Annotated in this window: 18 protein-coding genes; 5 read left to right on the top strand and 13 right to left on the bottom strand. The window is 71.2% G+C overall.

Annotated elements, in window-relative coordinates; genetic code table 11:
- Positions 1-8: 8 nt before the first annotated feature.
- The gene (locus ACFQ6S_RS33235; protein WP_383418095.1) at positions 9-1,127 is read right to left on the bottom strand and encodes an SDR family oxidoreductase; all 1,119 of its coding nucleotides are present in this window, start codon (positions 1,125-1,127) and stop codon (positions 9-11) included.
- A gap of 192 nt (positions 1,128-1,319) precedes the next feature.
- On the opposite strand from ACFQ6S_RS33235, the gene ACFQ6S_RS33230 reads away from it, so the two are divergent.
- The gene (locus ACFQ6S_RS33230; RefSeq protein ID WP_383418094.1) at positions 1,320-2,762 is read left to right on the top strand and encodes a zinc-dependent metalloprotease; all 1,443 of its coding nucleotides are present in this window, start codon (positions 1,320-1,322) and stop codon (positions 2,760-2,762) included.
- Entirely contained in the window at positions 2,759-3,274 is a 516-nt protein-coding gene (locus tag ACFQ6S_RS33225) for an NUDIX hydrolase (protein ID WP_383418092.1), read from the top strand. Before ACFQ6S_RS33230 ends, ACFQ6S_RS33225 begins: the two co-directional genes overlap by 4 nt.
- Positions 3,275-3,329: 55 nt before the next feature.
- On the opposite strand, the gene ACFQ6S_RS33220 is transcribed toward ACFQ6S_RS33225, so the two are convergent.
- The 4 genes from ACFQ6S_RS33220 to ACFQ6S_RS33205 all read right to left on the bottom strand — a co-directional run bounded on the left by ACFQ6S_RS33220 (position 3,330) and on the right by ACFQ6S_RS33205 (position 7,278).
- The gene (locus ACFQ6S_RS33220) at positions 3,330-4,085 is read right to left on the bottom strand and encodes an AIM24 family protein (protein WP_383418090.1); all 756 of its coding nucleotides are present in this window, start codon (positions 4,083-4,085) and stop codon (positions 3,330-3,332) included.
- 18 nt (positions 4,086-4,103) lie between these two features.
- Complete coding sequence (locus tag ACFQ6S_RS33215) at positions 4,104-4,784, bottom strand: AIM24 family protein (RefSeq protein ID WP_383418089.1); 681 nt, start codon at positions 4,782-4,784, stop codon at positions 4,104-4,106.
- An 11-nt stretch (positions 4,785-4,795) separates the two neighbouring features.
- Positions 4,796-6,505, bottom strand: a complete 1,710-nt coding sequence (locus tag ACFQ6S_RS33210) for a TerD family protein (protein WP_383418087.1) — start codon at positions 6,503-6,505, stop codon at positions 4,796-4,798.
- Between the two features lie 176 nt (positions 6,506-6,681).
- The gene (locus tag ACFQ6S_RS33205) at positions 6,682-7,278 is read right to left on the bottom strand and encodes a M48 family metallopeptidase (protein ID WP_383418085.1); all 597 of its coding nucleotides are present in this window, start codon (positions 7,276-7,278) and stop codon (positions 6,682-6,684) included.
- A gap of 368 nt (positions 7,279-7,646) precedes the next feature.
- Here ACFQ6S_RS33205 and ACFQ6S_RS33200 point away from each other — a divergent pair, with 368 nt between their 5' ends.
- Both ACFQ6S_RS33200 and ACFQ6S_RS33195 read left to right on the top strand, forming a co-directional pair.
- A complete protein-coding gene (locus ACFQ6S_RS33200; RefSeq protein WP_383418083.1) occupies positions 7,647-8,801 on the top strand; it encodes a TOMM precursor leader peptide-binding protein in 1,155 nt (384 codons plus the stop codon).
- Positions 8,794-10,161: an ABC1 kinase family protein gene (locus tag ACFQ6S_RS33195; protein WP_383418081.1), complete on the top strand. Its 1,368-nt coding sequence runs from the start codon at positions 8,794-8,796 to the stop codon at positions 10,159-10,161. Before ACFQ6S_RS33200 ends, ACFQ6S_RS33195 begins: the two co-directional genes overlap by 8 nt.
- A 74-nt stretch (positions 10,162-10,235) precedes the next feature.
- On the opposite strand, the gene ACFQ6S_RS33190 is transcribed toward ACFQ6S_RS33195, so the two are convergent.
- The 5 genes from ACFQ6S_RS33190 to ACFQ6S_RS33170 form a co-directional block, all read right to left on the bottom strand.
- Positions 10,236-10,445, bottom strand: coding sequence for a hypothetical protein (locus ACFQ6S_RS33190; protein ID WP_383418079.1), 210 nt, complete (start codon positions 10,443-10,445; stop codon positions 10,236-10,238).
- A 139-nt stretch (positions 10,446-10,584) separates the two neighbouring features.
- Entirely contained in the window at positions 10,585-10,908 is a 324-nt protein-coding gene (locus ACFQ6S_RS33185; protein ID WP_383418077.1) for a hypothetical protein, read from the bottom strand.
- On the bottom strand, positions 10,905-11,273 hold the full coding sequence (locus ACFQ6S_RS33180; RefSeq protein ID WP_383418076.1) for a WhiB family transcriptional regulator: 369 nt from the start codon (positions 11,271-11,273) through the stop codon (positions 10,905-10,907). Before ACFQ6S_RS33180 ends, ACFQ6S_RS33185 begins: the two co-directional genes overlap by 4 nt.
- 175 nt (positions 11,274-11,448) lie before the next feature.
- Positions 11,449-11,775: a hypothetical protein gene (locus tag ACFQ6S_RS33175; protein ID WP_383418074.1), complete on the bottom strand. Its 327-nt coding sequence runs from the start codon at positions 11,773-11,775 to the stop codon at positions 11,449-11,451.
- 165 nt (positions 11,776-11,940) lie between these two features.
- On the bottom strand, positions 11,941-14,136 hold the full coding sequence (locus ACFQ6S_RS33170; RefSeq protein WP_383418072.1) for an ATP-dependent DNA helicase UvrD2: 2,196 nt from the start codon (positions 14,134-14,136) through the stop codon (positions 11,941-11,943).
- 185 nt (positions 14,137-14,321) lie between these two features.
- Between ACFQ6S_RS33170 and ACFQ6S_RS33165 the strand changes: the two genes are divergently transcribed.
- A complete protein-coding gene (locus ACFQ6S_RS33165; RefSeq protein ID WP_383418070.1) occupies positions 14,322-14,564 on the top strand; it encodes a mycoredoxin in 243 nt (80 codons plus the stop codon).
- Between the two features lie 131 nt (positions 14,565-14,695).
- On the opposite strand, the gene nudC is transcribed toward ACFQ6S_RS33165, so the two are convergent.
- The 3 genes from nudC to ACFQ6S_RS33150 all read right to left on the bottom strand — a co-directional run bounded on the left by nudC (position 14,696) and on the right by ACFQ6S_RS33150 (position 20,732).
- Positions 14,696-15,640: an NAD(+) diphosphatase gene (gene nudC / locus ACFQ6S_RS33160; RefSeq protein ID WP_383418068.1), complete on the bottom strand. Its 945-nt coding sequence runs from the start codon at positions 15,638-15,640 to the stop codon at positions 14,696-14,698.
- A 156-nt stretch (positions 15,641-15,796) separates the two neighbouring features.
- A complete protein-coding gene (locus ACFQ6S_RS33155; RefSeq protein ID WP_383418066.1) occupies positions 15,797-17,200 on the bottom strand; it encodes a dipeptidase in 1,404 nt (467 codons plus the stop codon).
- A 10-nt stretch (positions 17,201-17,210) separates the two neighbouring features.
- Positions 17,211-20,732, bottom strand: coding sequence for a UvrD-helicase domain-containing protein (locus ACFQ6S_RS33150; protein ID WP_383418064.1), 3,522 nt, complete (start codon positions 20,730-20,732; stop codon positions 17,211-17,213).
- Positions 20,733-20,737: the final 5 nt, after the last annotated feature.

Raw genomic sequence — 20,737 nt, 5'->3', positions numbered from 1 at the left:
CGCGTACATCAGATCCGCCGTCTGGCCTTCCTCGCCCGCCGCACCACCGCCGCCGCGCCCAGCAGGGCCACCGTCGCTCCCGCCGCCCCGGCCGCCGTCGCGTCCTTGCGGCCGAGCCGACGGCCGGCGACCGTGTGCCTGCCGGAGACCTCGTCGAGGAGCTCCGCGAGCACCTCCTCATTGGTCCACCGCGGCCGCCAGCCCGCGTCATGGAGCCGGCTGCCGCTCACCACCCACGGGTACATCGTGTAGGCCAGGTCACCGGCCGGGGAGGGTGTCAGCCCGATTCGGTGCAGCCGGGCCGCGGCTCCCAGCGCGACCGCCGAGGGCAGTTCCATGCGCCGGATCCCGCTGAGCTCCTCGACCTCCTCCTGCTCCAGCCAGCCGTCGCAGCCGACGGTGAGTTCCCCGTCGACCTTCTCCAGGACGGCGTACTCCAGGGCGCTGCACAGGTCCTCGACGTGGCAGAACTGCCAGGCGGGCCGCGACCCGGCGACCACGAGCAGCCGGGGCGACTCGAAGTACCTGGTCAGGGCGGTGTCGGTGCCGCCGACCAGGACCGCGGGCCGCACCACGGTGACATTGAGTCCCGGGTGGGCCCGGGGTGCGCGCCGCGCGAGGCGTTCGATCTCCAGCAGGTCGCCGACCCCGGTGGCCTCCGCCGTCGCGCGCAGTTCCGCGTCCTCGGACAGCGGCAGCTCGTTGTCCGGGAGCGCGCCGTAGACCATCGCCGAGGTGCACAGCACCACCCGGTGGATCCCGGCCGCCGCCGCGGCCGTCAGCACGGTCTGCGTCCCCCGAACGTTGTATGCCGTCCGCGCGGCCGGATCCGTCTCCAGATCCAGGTCGAGCGCCAGGTGCACGACCACGTCGGCGCCCCGCAGCTTCTCCGCGATGGCAGGATCCCGCACGTCGAGGATGTGCCACTGCGCCGCCGCGCAGTCACCGCGCCGCTCGTCGATGGCGATGACCTGCTTGACCTCGTCGGACGCGACCAGCCGCTCCGTGAGCAGCGCGCCGATCCCGGACGCGGCGCCGGTCACCGCGACGACGGGGCCGCGCGCGCCGCGCGCGGGAGGGGTTGACTGGTTTCGCGCTGCGCGAACCTGCGGATCAGGGGAACTCACCGGGCGTCTCCAGCGGTTGTCTTCAGTACGGGCGCGAGTGACGCGTACGTACCAGGTGGCATCCATCCTGCCGCAGGCCGAGAGTCGGCGAAGCACCGAGGCCCGATCGGCTCGCGGTGTCTACGCTGGGTGGTGTTATCGGGCAGTCATGCCGCCGGCGCCAGCCGGTGGCCTTAACAGCCGAGGAATCCCGTGAGTGACACCCCATTCGGATTCGGCCTTCCGCCGGAGGAGCCGGACGACGGCGACGAGGGCAAAAAGAAGGACCAGCAGAGCGGTGGTGGTCAGGGACCGGCCAACCCGTTCGGTTTCGGGCCCGGTGCCGGCGGCATGGGAGGCGGTGCGGACAATCCGTTCGCAGCCATGTTCGGTTCGCTGAACCCCACCGACCTGGGCGCCGCGTTCCAGCAGCTCGGGCAGATGCTCTCCTACGAGGGCGGCCCGGTGAACTGGGACATGGCCAAGCAGATCGCCCGCCAGACCGTCTCCCAGGGCACCGCGGACGGCACGAAGGACGCCAGCGTCGGCCCCTCCGAGCGCACCGCCGTGCAGGAGGCCGTCCGCCTGGCCGACCTGTGGCTCGACGACGCGACGTCCCTGCCGTCCGGCGCGGGCACCGCCGTGGCGTGGAGCCGCGCGGAGTGGGTCGAGGCGACCCTGCCCGCGTGGCAGGAGCTCGTCGACCCGGTCGCCGAGCGCGTCGGCACCGCCATGGGCGACGTGCTGCCGGAGGAGATGCAGGCCATGGCCGGCCCGCTGATCGGCATGATGCGCTCGATGGGCGGCGCCATGTTCGGCACGCAGATCGGGCAGGCCGTCGGTGTGCTCGCGGGCGAGGTCGTCGGCTCCACCGACATCGGTCTGCCGCTCGGCCCGGCCGGCAAGGCCGCGCTGCTGCCGGTGAACATCGAGACGTTCGGCAAGGACCTGGGCGTGCCGAAGGAGGAGGTGCGGCTGTATCTCGCCCTGCGCGAGGCGGCCCACCAGCGCCTCTTCGCGCATGTGCCGTGGCTGCGCTCGCACCTGTTCGGCGCGGTCGACGGCTACGCGCGCGGGATCAAGGTCGACACGGCCAAGCTCGAGGATGTCGTCGGCCAGTTCGACCCGCAGAACCCCGAGCAGCTGCAGGACGCCCTCCAGCAGGGCATGTTCCAGCCGGAGGACACCCCGGAGCAGAAGGCGGCTCTGGCCCGTCTGGAGACGGCTCTGGCGCTCGTCGAGGGCTGGGTCGACGCGGTGGTCCACGCGGCCGCGAAGCCGCGTCTGTCGTCCGCCGACGCGCTGCGTGAGACGCTGCGCCGCCGTCGTGCCTCGGGCGGCCCGGCGGAGCAGACGTTCGCCACGCTGATCGGCCTCGAGCTGCGTCCGCGCCGTCTGCGTGACGCCTCCCGCCTGTGGGCCTCGCTCACGGACGCGCGGGGTGTCGACGGCCGTGACGCCCTGTGGGCCCACCCGGACATGCTGCCGACCGCGACCGACCTGGACGACCCGGACGGCTTCGTGCACCGCGAGCAGATCGACTTCTCCGAGCTGGACAAGATGCTCGGCGAGGCGGCGGGCGGCTCCGACGGGAAGCCGAACCTGAAGAAGGACGACGGCTCCGAGGGCGAGTCCAAGGGCGACGAGACCGAGTGAGCCTGTACGACGACGCGGTCCTCGTGCTGAAGGGGTACGAGGGCCAGGACGAGCTGCGCCGCACGTACCTGGAGCATCTGGAGACCCATCCGGACGGCATGTGGAAGGCCTGCGGCGACGGCCACGTCACGGCGAGCGCGCTGGTGATCGACCCCTCGCGCGGGCGGGTGCTGCTGACGCTCCACAAGAAGATGCGCATGTGGCTGCAGATGGGCGGCCACTGCGAACCGGCCGACGAGACGCTGGCGGCGGCCGCCCTGCGCGAGGGAGCCGAGGAGTCGGGCATCGCGGGGCTGACCCTGCTGCCCGGCGGCCCGGTGCGCCTGGACCGCCATCACACGCCGTGCGCCTGGCACCTCGACGTCCAGTACGGGGCTCTCGCCCCGGAGGGCGCCGTGGAGGCGATCAGCGACGAGTCGCTCGACCTGCGCTGGTTCGCCTACGACGAGGTGGCGGACGTGGCGGACGAGTCGGTGGTACGGCTGCTCGCGGCGACGCGCGCGAGGCTGTGAACGTGTAAGGGGCGACCGCCTGGATGGTCGCCCCTTACGTTTGCTTTCCGGACGGTCAACTCCAGACGTTGCCCTGGTTCTGCCCCCGCGCCCCCTGCTGCCCCATGCCGTACTGCGCGGCGAGGCCGGAGCCGATCTGGGCGTTCTGCGGCGGCAGCAGCTCGCTGGGCTGCACCAGCGCGAAGCCGGCGCCCATGAAGCTGAGCTCCCAGCCCTCACCGGTGTTGCCGCGGCGCCGCCACACCCCGGAGGAATGCGTCTGGGCCTGCATCTGCACACGCAGCGAGGTCGACCAGGCGACGATCGCGTCGGCGTCGCAGTTGACGTACTTGTCGGGCGTCACCTGCATCATCAGCGGCATCCCGGAGGTCATGAGGGCGACCTTGCCGCGGCCGGTGATGTTGAGTTGGTACTTCCCGGAGCCGGAGATGCCGTAGAGGCTGTCCACGGCGATGACCTCGTGGTGCAGCGAGGAGTCCATCGCCAGCACATAGCTGCTGTCGACGGTCAGTCCGTCCTGGTCGACGTCCATGAGATGGACGTGCTGCTTGAGGTTGGCGAGATAGACCGTGCCCTGTCCGTGACAGCGCATGAGGTCCAGGCCCTCGCCGGTGCGCGCTCGCGCGCGTCCCTGCTGGTTGCTCTGGTACTCGGCGTCGAACTCGACGAGTCCCTGGTAGGCGACCATCGTGCCCTTGCGGGCGAGGATGTCGTCGTGTCCCTCCAGGCCGACGCGGAGCATCTGCTTGTTCTGCAGGCTCCAGCGGTCCTGGGTCTGCTGGTCGTTGTAGGCGAAAATCGGGCTCTGCATGGCGTTCTCTCGCTCCCCTCAGCCCCGGACCCGGAGGCGGTCGGTGCTGTCCTCGCTGGGCTGTACGACGACGATGCCCTGGCCGGAGAAGGCCATCTGGTAGGCCTCGCCGCTGCCCCGGCCGATGAGTGACTGCGCCTTGAAACTGCGCTTGCCCTTCACCTTGAGGTTCGGGGACCAGGCGACGAGCGCGTCCGGGTCGACGTATGTCTCGTCCTCGCCACCGCCGCAGTCGACGACGATCGGCTTGCCCCGGGAGGTCAGCGCGACCCAGCCCTGCCCGGAGATCTTGGTGTTCCACAGGCCCTGCCCGGCGAACTTCGCCAGGCCCTTGACCCGCTCGACACCCCACGTCAGATGCGCGTCGAAGGCGAGCAGGTTGGTGGCGTTGACGGAGATGCCGTCGCCGTTGAGGTTGATGACGACGACGTTGGCTCCGTAGTCGGAGAGGTAGAGCAGGCCGTCGCCGGAGCACTTCATCAGGGGCGCGCCCTCACCGGTCATCCAGTCCTTGGCGATCTGGCGCACGGCCGGCGGGTTGGGCTCGTACTGGACGAAGCCCTCGTAGGCGACCATCGAGCCCACGCGCGCGAGGAGGTCGTTCCCGGTCTGCATGGCGACCTTCAGCATGTGGTTGCCGTGGTTCTCCATGCGGGCGGAGACGGGTGCGGGGGCGAAGCCCGCGAGTGGCTGATTCATGACGGGCTCCCTCAGATCTCGTACGGCTGGACGACGATGAAGTTGCCGGGAGCGGCCCGGAACTGGAGGTTGACGCTCTCTCCGGTGTCTCCGGGGTAGGCGTTGCGGCGCATCCGTACCTGGCTGGAGACGATCACCTGGGCGGCGGACGACCAGGCGACCACGGCGTTGGCGTCGGCGAACGTCGTGGGCGTGACCGGCAGCACCACGGGCGTGCCGTGTGTCTTCACGACGATCGTGCCGGTGCCGGTGAACTGCATCGTGAACAGCGCGCCACCGGGGATGCCGTGACCCTCGACACGGCGGACCTCGTACTGGAGGCTCTCGTCGAAGGCGAGGACGTTCTCGGCGGAGACGCAGATGCCGTCGCCCTGGAGCTCGATGGGGTGCAGCATCGTGGAGTTCTCGGCGAGGAACACCTGGCCCTGCCCGGTGCAGCGCATCAGCTGCATCTCCTGGCCGGTCGCGTTGCCCACGATCCGGCCGGCGAAGCCGGCGCCCTTGTAGCTGAAGTCGACCTTGCCCTGGTAGAGCACCATGCTGCCCTGGCGGGCCAGCACGGGCTGACCGCCGATGCCGAGGTCGACCCGGACCATCTTCTTGTTCTGCTGCGTCCAGCGCTGGCCGGTGGGCGTCTCCTTGAACTGCTGGAGCGCCGCGGCCACGCCGGGGCCCTGAGGCGCGCCTTGCGGGGCGCCCTGGGGGGCACCGTAGGGCGCCTGCTGGCCCGGGACCTGGCCGTAGGGCGGCTGCTGACCGTAGCCGGGGGGCGGGGTCGGCTGGCCGTAACCGGGCGGCGGGGCGGGGGCCTGCGGTGCCGGGGGCGCCTGCGGGTAGCCGTAGCCGGGAGGCGGCGGCGCCGAGGGCTGGCCGTACGGCTGCTGCCCCGGCTGACCGTAGGGCGCGGGCGCCGGGGCGGGCGGCGGCGGGGCGCCCCCGGGCGGCGTCATGGGCGCGATGAGGGTCGGCTGCGCGTGCACCGAGGGCGCCGGGCTCGGCGGCGGCGGCGTGGATCCCGGCGGGGGCGCGAAGCCCTGCGCCGCCGGGGCGGGCGCGGGGGCCGGAGGGGCGGGCTGCGCGGCGGGAGCGCCGGCCGGGGCTCCGAACGCGGGCGGCGCTGCGGCCTGGGCGGGAGGCGCGAAGCCGGGAGTCGCACCGACCTGCGGCTGCTGCGGGGCGGCGGGAGTCTCCTCCTCGGCGACCTCACCGCCGAAGTTCTTCAGCAGCGCGTCGAGACCGCCGTCGAAGCCCTGTCCGACGGCGGCGAACCGCCAGACGTCCTTGAGGTAGAAGTCGCCCAGCATCACGGCACGTTCGGTGGAGAACTCCGAGCCGTTGAAGGCGTAGCGGGCCACTTCCTCGCCGCCGGCGACGATCCGGATGTATCCCGGGCCGACCTGCGACATCTGCCCCGCGCCGTCGATCGTCGCCGTGAAGGACAGCTTCTGGATCTGCGGGGGGATCTTGTCGAGCGTGACCCGGAAGGACTCCGCGTCACCGGCCTGGGAACCGAGGAGCTGGATGGCTTCCTCGGGGGACTTCGGCTGGTTGAAGAAGATGAAGTAACGGTCGTCCGAGAGCCGTTCATCGGCGTCGAGACCGAAGCAGCTGATGTCGAAGCTCAGCCCTGGGGCGCCGATCTGTACCCCTACGTACAGATCCGTGCCCGCCGTGAGATCACTGATCTTGGCCTTGTGGCCGCGTTGGAATTCCCTGGCCATGCGTAACGACCGTCCCCCATCCCGAATGCGATTGCGTCGCGCCAGGCTAACGGCAAACTCCGACATCGGACGAAGCCGGTACAGACCCGGTACACAACCCGCGCTCGACCGAACCGGAAGCGCGGCATCCGGGATGCCTCAGGAAGCGGACGGTCGCCGCTTCGGGACCCTCGGGCTCATTCGCCGCGCGCGCTCGGCAGATGCGGCAACCGCTCGGCGGCGACCACGCCTTCGAGATAGCCCTTCGCCCGCTCCGTGCGGGGATAGGCCTCCAGCAGCCGCCAGAAGCGGGGCCCGTGTCCGGGCACCAGGAGATGCGCGAGCTCATGCAGTAGGACGTAGTCGACGACGTACTCGGGCATGCCCTGCAGTCGGTGCGAGAGCCGGATGCTGCCCTCGGCCGGGGTGCACGAGCCCCAGCGGGTGTTCTGGTTGGTGACCCAGCGCACCGAGTTGGGCTGGGCGCGGCCGTCCAGATACTGGTCCGACAACCGCTCGGCCCGCTCCGCCAGCTCGGCATCGCCGATGACCCGCTTGCTCTCCTGGGCGGCCAGCTTGTCCAGCATGACGTTCACCCAGCGTTGCTCCTCGGCCTCTGACATCCGGGCAGGGATGAGCACGACGGTGCGATCGCCCTCGCGGTACGCCGAGACCGTCCGGCGGCGCCGGGCGCTTCTACGGACCTCGATCGCGCTCGCCCCCGAGCCGCTCGGCGGCGGGCTCGTCGTACTGCGCTGTGGCGTTCCGGCGCGGTGCAGTGGGTCGGCGGACACGCCCCGACGTTACCCGTTGCACATGCGGGAAGTCCCGACTCCGGGACGGTTCGATCCCGATCCCCCACCATGCGTTTGATTTGTACGACGAATATCCACTGCCTGTGGACAACTTTCCGCACCTGACGCCGCGTCGGTGCATGCTGACAGTCACCGGCGGAGCTTCGACCGAGCCCCACCGGCACACGGGGATGTTCCACGACGGCTACGGGGGCCTGCTCATGTATGCGACAGATTCGGCGGTTTCGGGTGATTCCGCAGCTTCGGTGACATCGTCACCGTCAACGGTTCCATCAACTCCGCGCGCTCCTCTGCTCAAGCCCGCACTGAAGCGCGGCTGGCGCGACCTCAATACAGTGCAATTCGGGATGACTCCGGCACACGCTCTGACGCTGGGTCCGATGGACACGGCTACGGGCAGCTTCCTCGATCTGCTCAACGGCACGCGCGGACTGGAGCTGTTGCGCGAGGAGGGCCGCCGCATGGATCTGCCGGACGGTCATGTCGACCGGCTGGTCCGGCGACTGGCAGGGGCCGGCCTTCTCGACGACGCGAAGGGAGGCGGCCCGGCGGGCGACGCCCTGCGTGGCAAGAAGGACGTCCTGGACCGGCTGCGCCCCGATCTGGCCTCACTGTCCTTGACCACGTCCGATCCGGGCGAGGCGATGAACCGCCTGACCGCCCGCCGCTCACTGCGCGTGCAGGTGAGGGGCGCCGGCCGCGTGGGCGCGATGGTGGCCTCGCTGCTGTCGGCCGCCGGCGTCGGCGAGGTCGACGTGCGCGAGGTCGGCCGGGTCGAACCATGGGACGTGGCGCCCGGCGGGCTGCCCGCGGAGTCGATCGGCGACCGCAGGGACGAGGCCGCACGCCGGGCCGCACGCCGCTGCGCACCCGACCGCCCGCCGCGCCGCGGCCCCCACTCGCTTCCCGGTGAGGAGAGCACCGGCCACTCCCTGGTGATCATCGCGCCCCGGGACGACGTCGCCGTGCACGCCCCTTCCCCGTCCGCCGCCGAACCCCTGATCTCTTCCGGTACGCCCCACCTGTACGCCGGCGTCGTGGAGGGAACCGGCGTGGTCGGCCCGCTCGTCCTGCCCGGCGAGACCGGCTGCGCCGGCTGCCTGCACGAGGGTCGCGCCGACCGGGACCCGGCCTGGCCGAGGCTCGTGGCACAGTGGCACTCGGGCTCGGGAAGGACGCGCGAGGTCCGCCCCTGCGATCTCACGCTGGCCACCACGGTCGCCGGACTGGCGGCCGCCCACGCGCTGACCTTTCTGGACGGCCGGATTCCGTCGAGCGCGGGTGCACGCTGGGAGGTAGCCCTACCCGGTCTGAGCTGGCACGCCCGGCCTGTGTGGGCGCATCCGGCATGCTCGTGCGGCGCCGCGGAGAAAGGTGAGGGAGAACACCCCTCCGAGGAAGAGGAGTCGCACGAGACAATGGCGGAGCAACGGCCGCCGAAGGAGTCACGCCGTAAGGCAGACGCGGAGCGGCTGGCTGGGACCTGGAGGGCGCATGTCTGATCTTCCTCGCAAGGCGGTCACCCGAACCGCCAAGCTCGCCGCGCTTCCGCTCGGCTTCGCCGGGCGGGCGACCTGGGGCCTCGGCAAGCGGATCGTCGGCGAATCCGCCGAGCTCGTGGGCCGCGAACTGCAGCAGCGCACCGCGGAGCAGATGTTCAAGGTGCTCGGCGAGCTCAAGGGCGGCGCGATGAAGTTCGGCCAGGCCCTGTCCGTCTTCGAATCGGCTCTGCCCGAGGAGATCGCCGGCCCCTACCGCGCGGCACTCACCAAGCTCCAGGAAGCGGCGCCGCCGATGCCGACCCGCACCGTGCACTCGGTGCTGGCGCAGCGGCTGGGCGAGGACTGGCACGACCTGTTCCTGGAGTTCGAGGACAAGCCGTCCGCGGCCGCCTCCATCGGCCAGGTGCATCGCGGGGTGTGGCACGACGGCCGCGAGGTGGCCGTCAAGGTGCAGTACCCGGGAGCCGGCGAGGCCCTGCTGTCCGACCTGAACCAATTGAGCCGCTTCGCCCGACTCCTGGGTCCATTGATCCCCGGCATGGACATCAAGCCGCTGATCACGGAGCTCAAGGACCGGGTCTCCGAGGAACTGGACTACGGCCTGGAGGCGCAGGCCCAGCAGGCCCACGCGGAGGAGTTCACCGACGATCCGGACGTCGTCGTGCCTGCGGTGGTCCATCAGTGCGAGCAGGTCCTGGTCACCGAGTGGATCGACGGCATCCCGCTCTCGGAGGTGATCTCCGACGGCACCCAGGAGCAGCGCGACCGCGCCGGCCAGCTCCTGGCCCGCTTCCTCTTCTCCGGCCCCGCCCGCACCGGTCTGCTGCACGCCGACCCGCACCCGGGCAATTTCCGCCTTCTGCCGGGCGACCCCGACGGCGAGGAGGACTGGCGGCTGGGCGTCCTGGACTTCGGCACGGTCGACCGCCTCCCCGGCGGCCTGCCGAGCCCGATCGGCGACTCCCTGCGCATGACCCTGGACGGCGACGCGGAATCCGTCTACGAACTCCTCTGCGCCGAGGGCTTCGTCAAGGAATCCATCGACCTGGACCCCGAAGCCGTCCTCGACTATCTCCTGCCGATCATCGAACCGGCCCAGGTGGACGAGTTCACCTTCACCCGCGGCTGGATGCGCAGCCAGGCCGGCCGCGTGGCAGACCCCCGCTCCCCCGCCTACCAACTGGCCAAGCAGCTCAATCTTCCCCCGGCGTACCTCCTCATTCACCGGGTGACTCTGAGCACGATCGGGGTGCTGTGCCAGCTGGGCGCGACGGTACGCCTGCGCGAGGAACTGGAGGAGTGGCTACCGGGCTTCGTACCGGACGAGCCGACCGAGGAGGGGACGGCGGCGGAGGCGTGAGCTGACGCTGCTCGCGTGGAGGCGGCAGGGGGGCGGGGGGAGGGGAGGGGAAGCCCCCAGAGGAGCAGCAGCACCTACCACCACCCCGAGTCCAGCCGCCCCTCGATCGCCCTGAGGTTCTCTCGGGAGCAGGTGTCGCAGATGTAGTGGCGGGTGCCGTTCTCCACGGAGCAGGTCCAGGTGGGCTGCGGGGCCTGGGCCTGGGTGCCGCAGCGGGCGCACACGAGGGACTGGGGCTCTGTGGTGGAGCCGCCGTTGTCACCGCCTCCGGAAAGACTCGTCACTCGGCGACGATACCGCCGCCGCTCACCGATCGGCGGGCACAACGCACCGCGGGGGCCGGTCCGTACGAACGGACCGCCCCCCGCGGGTATGTATGGCCCCTCTCGGGGCCGGGAGGCAATCGCCTGGCGGTGAGGTCGGTTACTGCATGACCGCCATGGCGAGCGCACGGCGAGCACGGAGCGAGGCGCGCTCGGCCCTGCGCTGCATCCGGCGGGCGGTCGCCAGGCGCATGGCCCGGCGTTCCCGCTCCGCCGCATGCTGTCGCTCGTGCATATGCGCACGCGCTAGGGCTTCTTGGATGAGTTGCATCTCTCGGTTCCTGTTCTGACGCGAGTCGTTCGCGCCACTGGTGGTGACGTCTTCAGGCGCGGAGCCTGCGAGTTCGTGGGTGGACGGCTTCATCGGGGCCTGCTTCTGGGGGTCGTGCGTGAAGGGACGGTCGATCGTGCCTGCGGTGTTCATGCCGTGACCGGGTTCTTGCGCGGGCGACCACGGGGCCGCTTCCGGGCGACGACAACACCCTGGACGAACAGCTCGCCACCCCAGACGCCCCAGGGCTCACGCCGCTCCTTGGCGCCGGCGAGGCAGGCCTCGATCAGCGGGCAGGTGCGGCAGAGGGACTTGGCGTACTCGACGTCCGCCGGCGACTCGGCGAAGAAGAACTCCGGGTCGTAGGAACGGCAGGGGACGGGTACGCCGAGGTTCTCGATGGCGTCGTCGAGCGCGGTGAGCGCGGTGAGGGGGGTCAAGGTGGAGTCCTCCGTGAGGCCGGGCTTGGGGATCGCGTCTGAGGGCGGTACTGACGGGGCGTGCGCTTCGAGTTGCACGGTTCGTCTTCCTCGTCTTTTCGTTCCGGTCCTGTAGGACCGGGTGGCGGCTGGTACCGGGTGTTTCCTTGTCCCGAGGCCCCTTCGCTCCGTCGTCCCTGTTGGGGGACAAACAGAAGGGCCGCGGATCCCGGATGGGGTTCCGCGGCCCTGAAGGCGCCGGCCTGATCGACTGTCAGGCTGGATCACTCCAGGGTTCTGGCCCACGGAAGGCCCACATCAGGTGATGCTGCGTCGTCTGCTTCCGGAATCCGGCACCGGTCGCCGTAGAGGCATAGGCCTGCGCCTTTGCCGTTACTGCCGCTTCCAGTGCCTTGGTCGGTCGCTCATCGCGCTCACGAACGGGAAGACCCGCGAGAGACACGGAGGACGCCGGACGGACGGCACGGATGCCGGACAGACCGGTGCCCTGGTTCGAGGCGCCGAGCATGCACAGGGAGGCGACGACCGAGCGATCGGTCATTTTGGCGGTGCTGATGGTGCTGGCGTTGATGCTGATCACTGGACTCGCCTCCTCTCGGCGTCTAGGGGGACTGGGGTGAGCCAGTCCGACGGGTATGCAAGTAGAACACGGAATTAGGGCCTCCGAGAAGGCCTCCGTTCCCGTGGCTAAGAACCTATGGGGATTGCTGGGGCATGCGCAAACTATTTTTTCGACGAGTTCGTGTCATTCCCCGTCGGCGCCCTCCTCAAGCTCCTGGCCTGCGCAGATGGCCAGCACATCGGCTCCGTAGCGATCGAGCTTGCGCTTGAGGACGCCCGGGATGCGGGACAGCTCAACCGGACTGCTTGGCTCCGTCTCGGCGATGGCCATCAGGGTGCGGTCCGTGAAGACGCAGAACTCCGGCTGTCCGCTGAGTCGTGCCTGGACCCCGCGCCATTCGCGGAGTCGTTCGTAGAGTCCCTCGTCCATGTCGGAGGGGCAGTCCTCGCAGCGCATCAGTTTCATCTCGCCCGCGTCGGTGAGGGTGCGTCCGCAGACGCGGCAGCGGGCCGGGGTGCGCTGGATGCGCCGTGGGGCGGCTTCCGGTCGGCTGGTGAAGCCCCGCTCGACGCCTCCGGGACCGCCGGCGGCGGCTCGTCCAGCGGTGGAGATCGAGCCGGGGCGCAGTCCGTCGAGGAAACGGCTGGGGCGGCGGTTGGGGCGGCCGCCGGGTGCGCGGGTGAGTGCCCAGGAGACATGGAGGTGCTGGCGGGCGCGGGTGACGCCGACATAGAGGAGGCGGCGTTCTTCCTCGATCTGCTCTTCGGTCTTTGCGTAGGTGATCGGCATCATGCCCTCGGCGACGCCGACCAGGAAGACGACGTCCCACTCCAGCCCCTTGGCCGAGTGCAGGGAGGCGAGGGCGACGCCCTGGACCGTAGGGGCGTGCTGGGCGTTCGCGCGTTCGTCGAGTTCCGCGACGAGGTCGGCGAGGGTGGCGCCGGGTTTGGCGGCGGCGAAGTCCTGGGCGAGGTTCACGAGGGCCGCGAGTGACTCCCAGCGCTCTCTGACGGCCCCGGAGCCGGCCGGTGGCCGGGTTGTCCAGCCCTCTCCCGACAGGACGGCTCGGACCTGGGAGGGCAGGTCGACGGCGTCGTCGAGGAGGGAGTCGTTGCCGCCGAAGCGGGCCGCGCCGCGCAGGGCGATGCCGGCCTTGCGCACCTCGGGGCGGTCGAAGAACCGCTCGGCGCCGCGCAGCTGGTAGGGGATGCCCGCGTCGGCGAGGGCCTGTTCGTAGGTCTCGGACTGGGAGTTCGTGCGGAACAGGATGGCGATCTCGCTGGCCGGGAAGCCGGAGTCCATGAGTTCGCGGATGCGGCGGGCGGCGCCCTCGGCCTCGGCGGGTTCGTCGGTGTGCTCGGTGTAGAGGGGTTCGGGGCCCGGGGCACGCTGGGAGATCAGTTCCAGGCGGTGGTCGGCGGCGCGGCCTGTGGCCTGGGTGAGCAGGCCGTTGGCGAGGTGGACGACCTGGGGGGTGGAGCGGTAGTCGCGGACCAGTTTGACGACGGTGGCGCCCGGGTGGCGGGTGCGGAAGTCGAGGAGGTGGTCGGGGGTTGCTCCGGTGAACGAGTAGATCGTCTGGCTGGCGTCGCCGACCACGCACAGGTTGTCCCGGTCGCCGAGCCAGAGCTCCAGCAGGCGCTGCTGGAGCGGGCTGACGTCCTGGTACTCGTCGACCACGAAGTGCTGGTACTGGGAGCGGACCTGGTCGGCGATGTCGTGGCGGTCCTGCAGGACGGCGACGGTGAGCAGCAGGACGTCCTCGAAGTCGATGACCGAGCGGTCTCGCTTGAGGTCCTCGTAGACGTTGTAGATCTGGGCGGTCTCGGCCGGGTCGCGGGGGGTGTCGCGGCCCGCTTTGGCGGAGGCGAGCGGATAGTCGGCGGGGACGGTCTGGGTGACTTTGGACCACTCGATCTCGGCAGTGACGTCCCGCAGTTCGTTGCGGTCGAGGCGGATGCGGCAGGCGGCGGCCGCGTCGGTGACGAGCTGGATCTTGCGGTCGACGAGGCGGGGCATGGAGCCGCCGACCGCTTTCGGCCAGAAGTACTGGAGCTGGCGCAGGGCGGCCGAGTGGAACGTACGGGCCTGGACTCCGGCGGCGCCGAGCTGGCGCAGTCGGCCGCGCATCTCTCCGGCGGCGCGGTTGGTGAAGGTGACGGCGAGCACGCTGGAGGGCTGGAGGATGCCGGCCCGCACTCCGTAGGCGATGCGGTGGGTGATCGCCCGGGTCTTGCCGGTGCCGGCGCCTGCGAGTACGCACACCGGGCCGTGCAGGGCGGTGGCCACCTCGCGCTGCTCGGGGTCGAGCCCTTCGAGCACCGCGTCGGCCGAGTCCGGTGCCTGCGGGAAGAGGGTGGAGTGCGTTGCTGCTGTCACACGGCCATGCTGCCAGGTCGCCGGAGACGGCTGTGCCGGTTGTCCACAGGCAGGCACTGATAGTCGTACTAATGCGGCAGGCGTCACGTGGCGGCCATACCCCGGGTGGGAATGGCGTCCCGGTCGTGTGTGTTCCTCCCTCTGGACGACCTGTTCCCCCGAGCCATCTAAGGAGCGCGCGAGACATGCAGGGCACTGTGACGATGTACAGCACCACCTGGTGCGGCTACTGCCAGCGGCTGAAGAAGCAGCTGGACCGCGAGGGCATCGCGTACACCGAGATCAACATCGAGCAGGATCCCGAGTCCGCGGTGTTCGTCGAGAAGGCGAATGGCGGAAATCAGACGGTCCCGACCGTGCTCTTCGCCGATGGGTCGACGCTGACGAACCCGTCGCTGGCGCAGGTCAAGCAGAAGATCAGCGCGTAACCGCAGCACGAGCGCGGTTCTCGTAAGGCGGTCCCTGAGGCGCTTCAGGGGCCGCCTTCTTTTGTGCGCCCGGTGCTTCTCTCCTGCTCAGGGCATGTCCGGCCCGCGTAGGGGCCGGACATGGCCACCCCTCAGACGAAGGTCCTCGTCGGCAGCGGCTTGCCGTACCAGAGTTCGATCAGGCGGGCCGCGATGGAGATGCCGTAGGGCGGCAGGACCTCGCCGGAGTCGAAGGCGGCGCGCAGGTCCTCGCGGGAGAACCAGCGGGCTTCGTGGATCTCGTCGCCGTCGACCTCGACCTCGGTGGTGGTGGCGCGGGCCATGAAGCCGAGCATGAGGCTGGACGGGAACGGCCAGGGCTGGCTGGCGACGTACTCGACCTGGCCGACGGTGATGCCGGCCTCCTCGTAGACCTCGCGGCGCACCGCCTGCTCGATGGACTCGCCGGGCTCGACGAAGCCGGCGAGCGTCGAGAAGCGGCCCTCGGGCCAGTGGACCTGGCGGCCGAGGAGGATGCGGTCGTCCTCATCGGTGACGGCCATGATGACCGCGGGGTCGGTGCGCGGGTAGTGCTCGGCACCGCAGGCGGGGCAGCGGCGGATGTGGCCGGCCGCGGCGATCACGGTGCGTTCGCCGCAGCGGGAGCAGAAGCGGTGGGTGCGCTGCCAGTTCTCCAGGCCGACGGCGTGCACCATCAGACCCACGTCGCGCGGGGAGAGCAGCAGGCCCGCCTCGCGCAGGCCGGCCGCGCGCGCGGACTGGTCGATACGGCCTGGCAGGGCATCCTTCTGCAGCGCGAAGTAGCTGACGCCGTCCTCGTCGATGCCGAGGAAGTAGCGGTGTGCCTCGGTGAGCGGGGCCTCGAAGGAGGGGGTCATGACGAGTTCGGTGCGTCCGTCAGCCGTCTCGTCGATGAGGACCTGGCCGCCGGAGACCACGAAGCAGCGGGTCGTGGGGTGGCTCCATGCCGCCGCGAGCCAGGCCTCGTCGAGCCGGTGGTGGGCTGCGCGGTCGATGCCGCTCGGGGCGGTGAGCGAGATGGGTCGGTCGGCGGTGTGGTCGGTCCAGGTGGTCACGGGTGCTTCCAACTCCCCCAGTGGAACGGTGTGCTTCGGCGGGTTGATCGGCGGGACGTAGGGCGGGAGGCGACCTGATGCGGCAGGGCTGGGCGGTGCGGGGCGGCGTCTCCAGTGTGCCCCGCGCGCGATGCCCGTCCGGACGGCCTCGGTGCCTCAGGGTGCATGGCGCCAGTTCGCGGCCAGGTCGCCCCACAGGTGGGCGGTGGTCTCGACGCCTTTGAGGAGCAGGTCCAGCTCGACCTTCTCGTTCGGGGCGTGCCAGCCGTCGGAGGGGACGGAGATGCCGAGGAAGAGCACGGGTGCGCCGAGGACGTCCTGAAGGTCGGCGGCGGGTCCTGAGCCGCCCTCGCGCGTGAAGCGGACGGGGCCCTCGAAGGCGCGGCTCATGGCGCGTACGACGGACTGCAGGGCGGGGTGGTCCAGGGGCGTCAGACACGGGCGCGTGGCCCCGGTGAAGGTGATCTCGCAGCGGATGCCGGGGGACACCTGGTCGGCGGCCCATGCGCGGACGGCCTTCTCGATGTGGTCGGGGTCCTGTCCGGCGACCAGCCGGAAGGAGAGCTTCACCATGGCGGAGGACGGGATGATCGTCTTGCTGCCGGGGCCTTGGTAGCCGCCTCCGATGCCGTTGACCTCGGCGGTGGGGCGGGCCCAGATGCGCTCCAGGGTGGTGTGGCCGGCCTCGCCCTGGGTGGCGTAGGACTTGGCGGTGCGCAGCCACCGCTCCTCGTCGAAGGGCAACTCGGCGAAGAGTTCGCGGTCGCGGTCGGTCAGTTCGACGACGCCGTCGTAGAAGCCGGGGATCGCCACGCGCGCGTGCTCGTCGTGCAGGGCGGCGACCAGGCGGGCGACCGCGGTCGCCGGGTTGGGGACGGCGCCGCCGAAGGAGCCGGAGTGGATGTCCTGGTCGGGGCCCTGCAGCCGGATCTCGCACTCGGCGAGGCCGCGCATGCCGGTGCAGACGGTGGGGGTGTCCTCGGACCACATGCCGGTGTCGGACACGATCACGGCGTCGGCCGCGAGCCGCTCCGCGTGCTCCTCGACGAGGGCGCGGAAGTGCGCGGAGCCGGATTCCTCCTCGCCCTCGATGAGCAGCTTGAGGTTGACGGCGGGGGTGGTGCGGCCGGTGGTGGCGAGGTGCGCGCGGACACCGAGTGTGTGGAAGAACACCTGGCCCTTGTCGTCGGCCGCCCCGCGCGCGTAGAGGCGTCCTTCGCGGACGACGGGCTCGAAGGGCTCGCTGTCCCAGCCGTCCTCTCGGGCGGCGGGCTGCACGTCGTGGTGGCCGTAGACGAGGATCGTGGGTGCCTCGGGGTCGTCGGAGGGCCACTCGGCGAAGACCGCGGGGGCGCCCGGCGTCGGCCAGACCTCGGTGGTCGGGAAACCGGTCTCCTTGAGTTTGGCGGCGAGCCAGTCGGCGCTGCGGCGTACATCGGGCGCGTGGTCGGGCTGAGCCGACACGGAAGGGATGCGCAGCCACTCGGCGAGGTCGTCGAGGAAGGCGGCGCGATGCTGCTCGATGTACTGGCGGACAGCGCTGTCCGGGGTCTGGCTCATGGTCACGAGCCTATCGGCCCGCACCGACATCCCGATTGGGCTGTTCCTCACAGTTCACCTCGGCGACCGGTTCCTCGGTCAGCAGCCGCTCCAGTGCCGTCCGGTCCGGCAGATCGTCCGGGCGTACGACCTCGCCACTGCGGACGTAAAGGAACGCGGCGTCCACCGACTCCAGGGGTACGTCCTGCTGCTCGGCCCAGGCGAGCCGGTACAGGGCGAGCTGGAGCGGGTCGGCGGTTCGCGTGCGGTTGGTCTTCCAGTCCACGATCTCGTACGTGGTCTCCTCGCCCTCGCCTTCCTTGTAGACGGCGTCGATACGGCCCCGTACGACGCGGCCGGCGATCGAGAGCTGGAAGGGGGCCTCGACCCGGTACGGCGTGCGGTGCGCGTACGCGGTGCGTTCGAAGGCGTCCTTGAGGGCCTCCAGGTCGCGCTCGTCGGCGATCTCGGCCTCGCTGCCGGGCAGGTCGTCCGGCTCCAGCATGGGCAGCGTCAGCGCTTCGAAGCGGGCCTCGACCCAGGCGTGGAATCGGGTGCCTCGACGTGCGGCGGGTTGTGGGGGGCGCGGCATGGGGCGCGCGAGTTCCTGCGCGAACCCGTCCGGGTCGGCGGCCAGCCGCAGCAGCTGGGACGCGGTGAGCGACGCGGGCAGGGGTACGTCGGTGACGCTCGCGCGGGCGCGCAGGAGCTCCCCGGTGAGCGCGTCGAGGTCGCGGTCCCAGGAGGAGATGGTGCGGGCCTCCTCGGGGGTGAGGGGTTCCGCTTCGGTGGGGTGGGGGCGCGCGGGTGGTTGAGCGGCGGGCTCCGGGGAGGTCGCCTGGTGCGGGATGGTCGGGCGGTGGGTGGTCCAGGAGTCCCAGTCGTCGGGGTCCTCCTCGGGGACGGGGTCGCCCGAGAAGGGATCGCCCTCATCGGGGACGTCGTCGGCGAACGCTTCGTCGTCGTCCGGCGGCGGAGGCCATTCCGGGTCGTCGTAGGTGTCCGGGTCGTGCGTCGCGGCGGGGTGACCGTCCTCGTGGGAGCCGAGGTTCTCCAGGCGGGCCAGGTGGGCCAGCACCGTCTCGGCGGCCGCACGGCGCCGGGTGAGGGCGGCGTCGTCCAGCGGCAGGGGCCATACCTCGTCGGCGCCCTCCCGGCGCAGGGCCGGGTTCTCCTCGTCCTCGGCCGGCTCGTCGGCCCACGCCTCGATCTCGCCGTACCCGGCCGCGCAGTGGTCGTGGAGGGCGTGCAGGAAGTCGGAGGGGCCGCGCGGCTTCTTCTGGCTGGGGCCCCACCAGTGGCCGGAACCGAGGAGCAGGGAGCGGGGGCGGGTGAAGGTGACGTAGCCGAGGCGGAGTTCCTCGGTGTGCTGGTGGTCCTTCATGGCCTCCTGAAAGGCCTTCAGGCCGCGCGAGTCCCAGGAGGCGACGTCGGGGAGCGTGTCGGCGTCGCCGCGCAGTTCGTGCGGGAGCACCTTGGCCTGGGCGGTCCACTTCTCTCGGCCCTGGGTGCTGGGGAAGGTGCCGGTGACCAGGCCGGGGACGGCGACGACGTCCCACTCCAGGCCCTTGGACTTGTGCGCGGTGAGCACCTTGACGGTGTTCTCGCCGCCGGGGAGGGCGTTGTCGAGGCCCTTCTCGTACTGCGCGGCGGTGCGCAGGAAGCCGAGGAAGGCGAGCAGGGACGCCTCGTTGTCACCGGCGGCGAACGAGGCGGCGATGTCGAGGAAGTTGGACAGGGTCTCGCGGCGACGGGCGGCCAGCGCGTGCGGGGAGGCCGACAGCTCCACTTCCAGGCCGGTGACGGCGAGGACGCGGTGGAGGACGTCCATCAGCGGGTCGGACAGGGAGCGGCGCAGGTCACGCAGTTCGGTGGCCAGGCGCGCGAACCGTACGCGCGCGTCCGGCGAGAAGGGCAGGCCGTCGTCGTCCCCGCCGCCGTCCATCGGCGTCTCCAGGAACGTGTCGAGGGCGTCCGCGAGTGAGATCACCTCGGCAGGGTCGATTCCCTCGACGGCCTCGGCGAGCCGGCGGTCCGGGTCGTCGTCGCCCTCCACGCGCGCGTGGGAGACCAGCCGCCGTGCTCGGCGCCCCAGGAGGGCGAGGTCGCGCGGGCCGATGCGCCAGCGCGGGCCGGTGAGCAGCCGGACCAGGGAGGCGTTGGCGCCCGGGTCCTGGAGGACCTCGCAGACGGCGACCAGGTCGGCGACCTCCGGCAGATGCAGCAGCCCGGACAGCCCGACCACCTCGACGGGGATGTCTCGGGCGACGAGCGCGCCCTGGATCTCGGCGAAGTCGGTCGCCGTCCGGCACAGGACGGCGATCTCGCCGGGTGCTGTGCCGGTGTGGACGAGATGGGCGATGGAGTCGGCGATCCAGTCCATCTCCTCGGCGTGCGTGGGCAGCAGCGCACAGCGCACCATGCCGTCACGCTCGGCTCCGGGGGCCGGGCGGAGGGCCTCCACGCCCGCGTGCATGGCGCGCAGGGGCTCCGCGAGGCCGTTGGCGAGGTCGAGGAGGCGGCCGCCGCTGCGGCGGTTCTCGCTGAGCGCCTGGCGGGCGGCGCGGCTGCCCCCGGCGTGGGCGAAGTGCTCGGGGAAGTCGTCGAGGTTGGCGACCGAGGCGCCGCGCCAGCCGTAGATCGCCTGGCAGGGGTCGCCGACGGCGGTCACGGGGTGGCCGGTGCCGTCACCGAACAGGCCCGCCAGGAGGACACGTTGGGCGACGGACGTGTCCTGGTACTCGTCCAGGAGGACAACGCGGAACTCGTCGCGCAGGATGCGGCCCACTTCGGGGAGCCGCGCGAGCTGCGCCGACAGCGCGATCTGGTCGCCGAAGTCGAGGAGGTCCCGCTCGCGTTTGGCGGCGCGGTAGCGGACCACGAGTTCGGCGAGTTCGCGCCGGGCCGCCGCCGCCTCGGGGACCTTGCGCAGATCGGCGTTGGTGAGCTTGGCGCCCTGAAGGGTGAGCAGCAGCTCGGCGTCGTGGGCGCGCAGGGCCTCGGGCCGTACGAGGTGCTCGGCGAGTTCGGCGTCGAGGTTGAGCAGGTCGCTGACGAGGTCGGCGAACGAGCGGGTGAGGGCCGGGTAGGGGCCGGGGGCCTCGCGCAGCACGCGCGCGGCGAGTTGGTAGCGGGTGGCGTCGGCGAGCAGGCGGGACGTCGGTTCGAGGCCGATGCGCAGGCCGTGGTCGGTCAGCAGGCGGCCCGCGAAGGCGTGGTAGGTGGAGATCACCGGTTCACCCGGCGGGTTGTCCGGGTCGATGACGTCGGGGTCGGTGACGCCGGCCTTGACGAGCGCCTTGCGGACGCGCTCGGCGAGTTCACCGGCGGCCTTGTTGGTGAAGGTCAGGCCGAGGACCTGTTCCGGGGCGACCTGGCCGGTGCCGACCAGCCACACCACTCTGGCCGCCATCACCGTCGTCTTGCCCGACCCGGCTCCGGCCACGATCACCTGCGGGGCGGGCGGCGCGATGATGCACGCCGTCTGCTCCGGAGTGAACGGGATGCCCAGGAGCTCCTTGAGCTGCTCGGGATCGGTGATACGGGCGGACACATCGG

This window comes from Streptomyces sp. NPDC056479 (genome assembly GCF_042795335.1).
Classification (GTDB): domain Bacteria; phylum Actinomycetota; class Actinomycetes; order Streptomycetales; family Streptomycetaceae; genus Streptomyces.
This window is presented reverse-complemented; position numbering and strand designations above follow the sequence as displayed.

Excerpts from the sequence above, each read along its gene's own strand:
- ACFQ6S_RS33220 (WP_383418090.1), bottom strand. The coding sequence starts at position 4,085 with ATGCAGAGCCCGATTTTCGCCTACAACGACCAGCAGACCCAGGACCGC.
- ACFQ6S_RS33215 (WP_383418089.1), bottom strand. The coding sequence starts at position 4,784 with ATGAATCAGCCACTCGCGGGCTTCGCCCCCGCACCCGTCTCCGCCCGC.
- ACFQ6S_RS33210 (WP_383418087.1), bottom strand. The coding sequence starts at position 6,505 with ATGGCCAGGGAATTCCAACGCGGCCACAAGGCCAAGATCAGTGATCTC.
- ACFQ6S_RS33200 (WP_383418083.1), top strand. The coding sequence starts at position 7,647 with ATGACTCCGGCACACGCTCTGACGCTGGGTCCGATGGACACGGCTACG.
- ACFQ6S_RS33195 (WP_383418081.1), top strand. The coding sequence starts at position 8,794 with ATGTCTGATCTTCCTCGCAAGGCGGTCACCCGAACCGCCAAGCTCGCC.
- ACFQ6S_RS33185 (WP_383418077.1), bottom strand. The coding sequence starts at position 10,908 with ATGAACACCGCAGGCACGATCGACCGTCCCTTCACGCACGACCCCCAG.
- ACFQ6S_RS33165 (WP_383418070.1), top strand. The coding sequence starts at position 14,322 with ATGCAGGGCACTGTGACGATGTACAGCACCACCTGGTGCGGCTACTGC.
- ACFQ6S_RS33155 (WP_383418066.1), bottom strand. The coding sequence starts at position 17,200 with ATGAGCCAGACCCCGGACAGCGCTGTCCGCCAGTACATCGAGCAGCAT.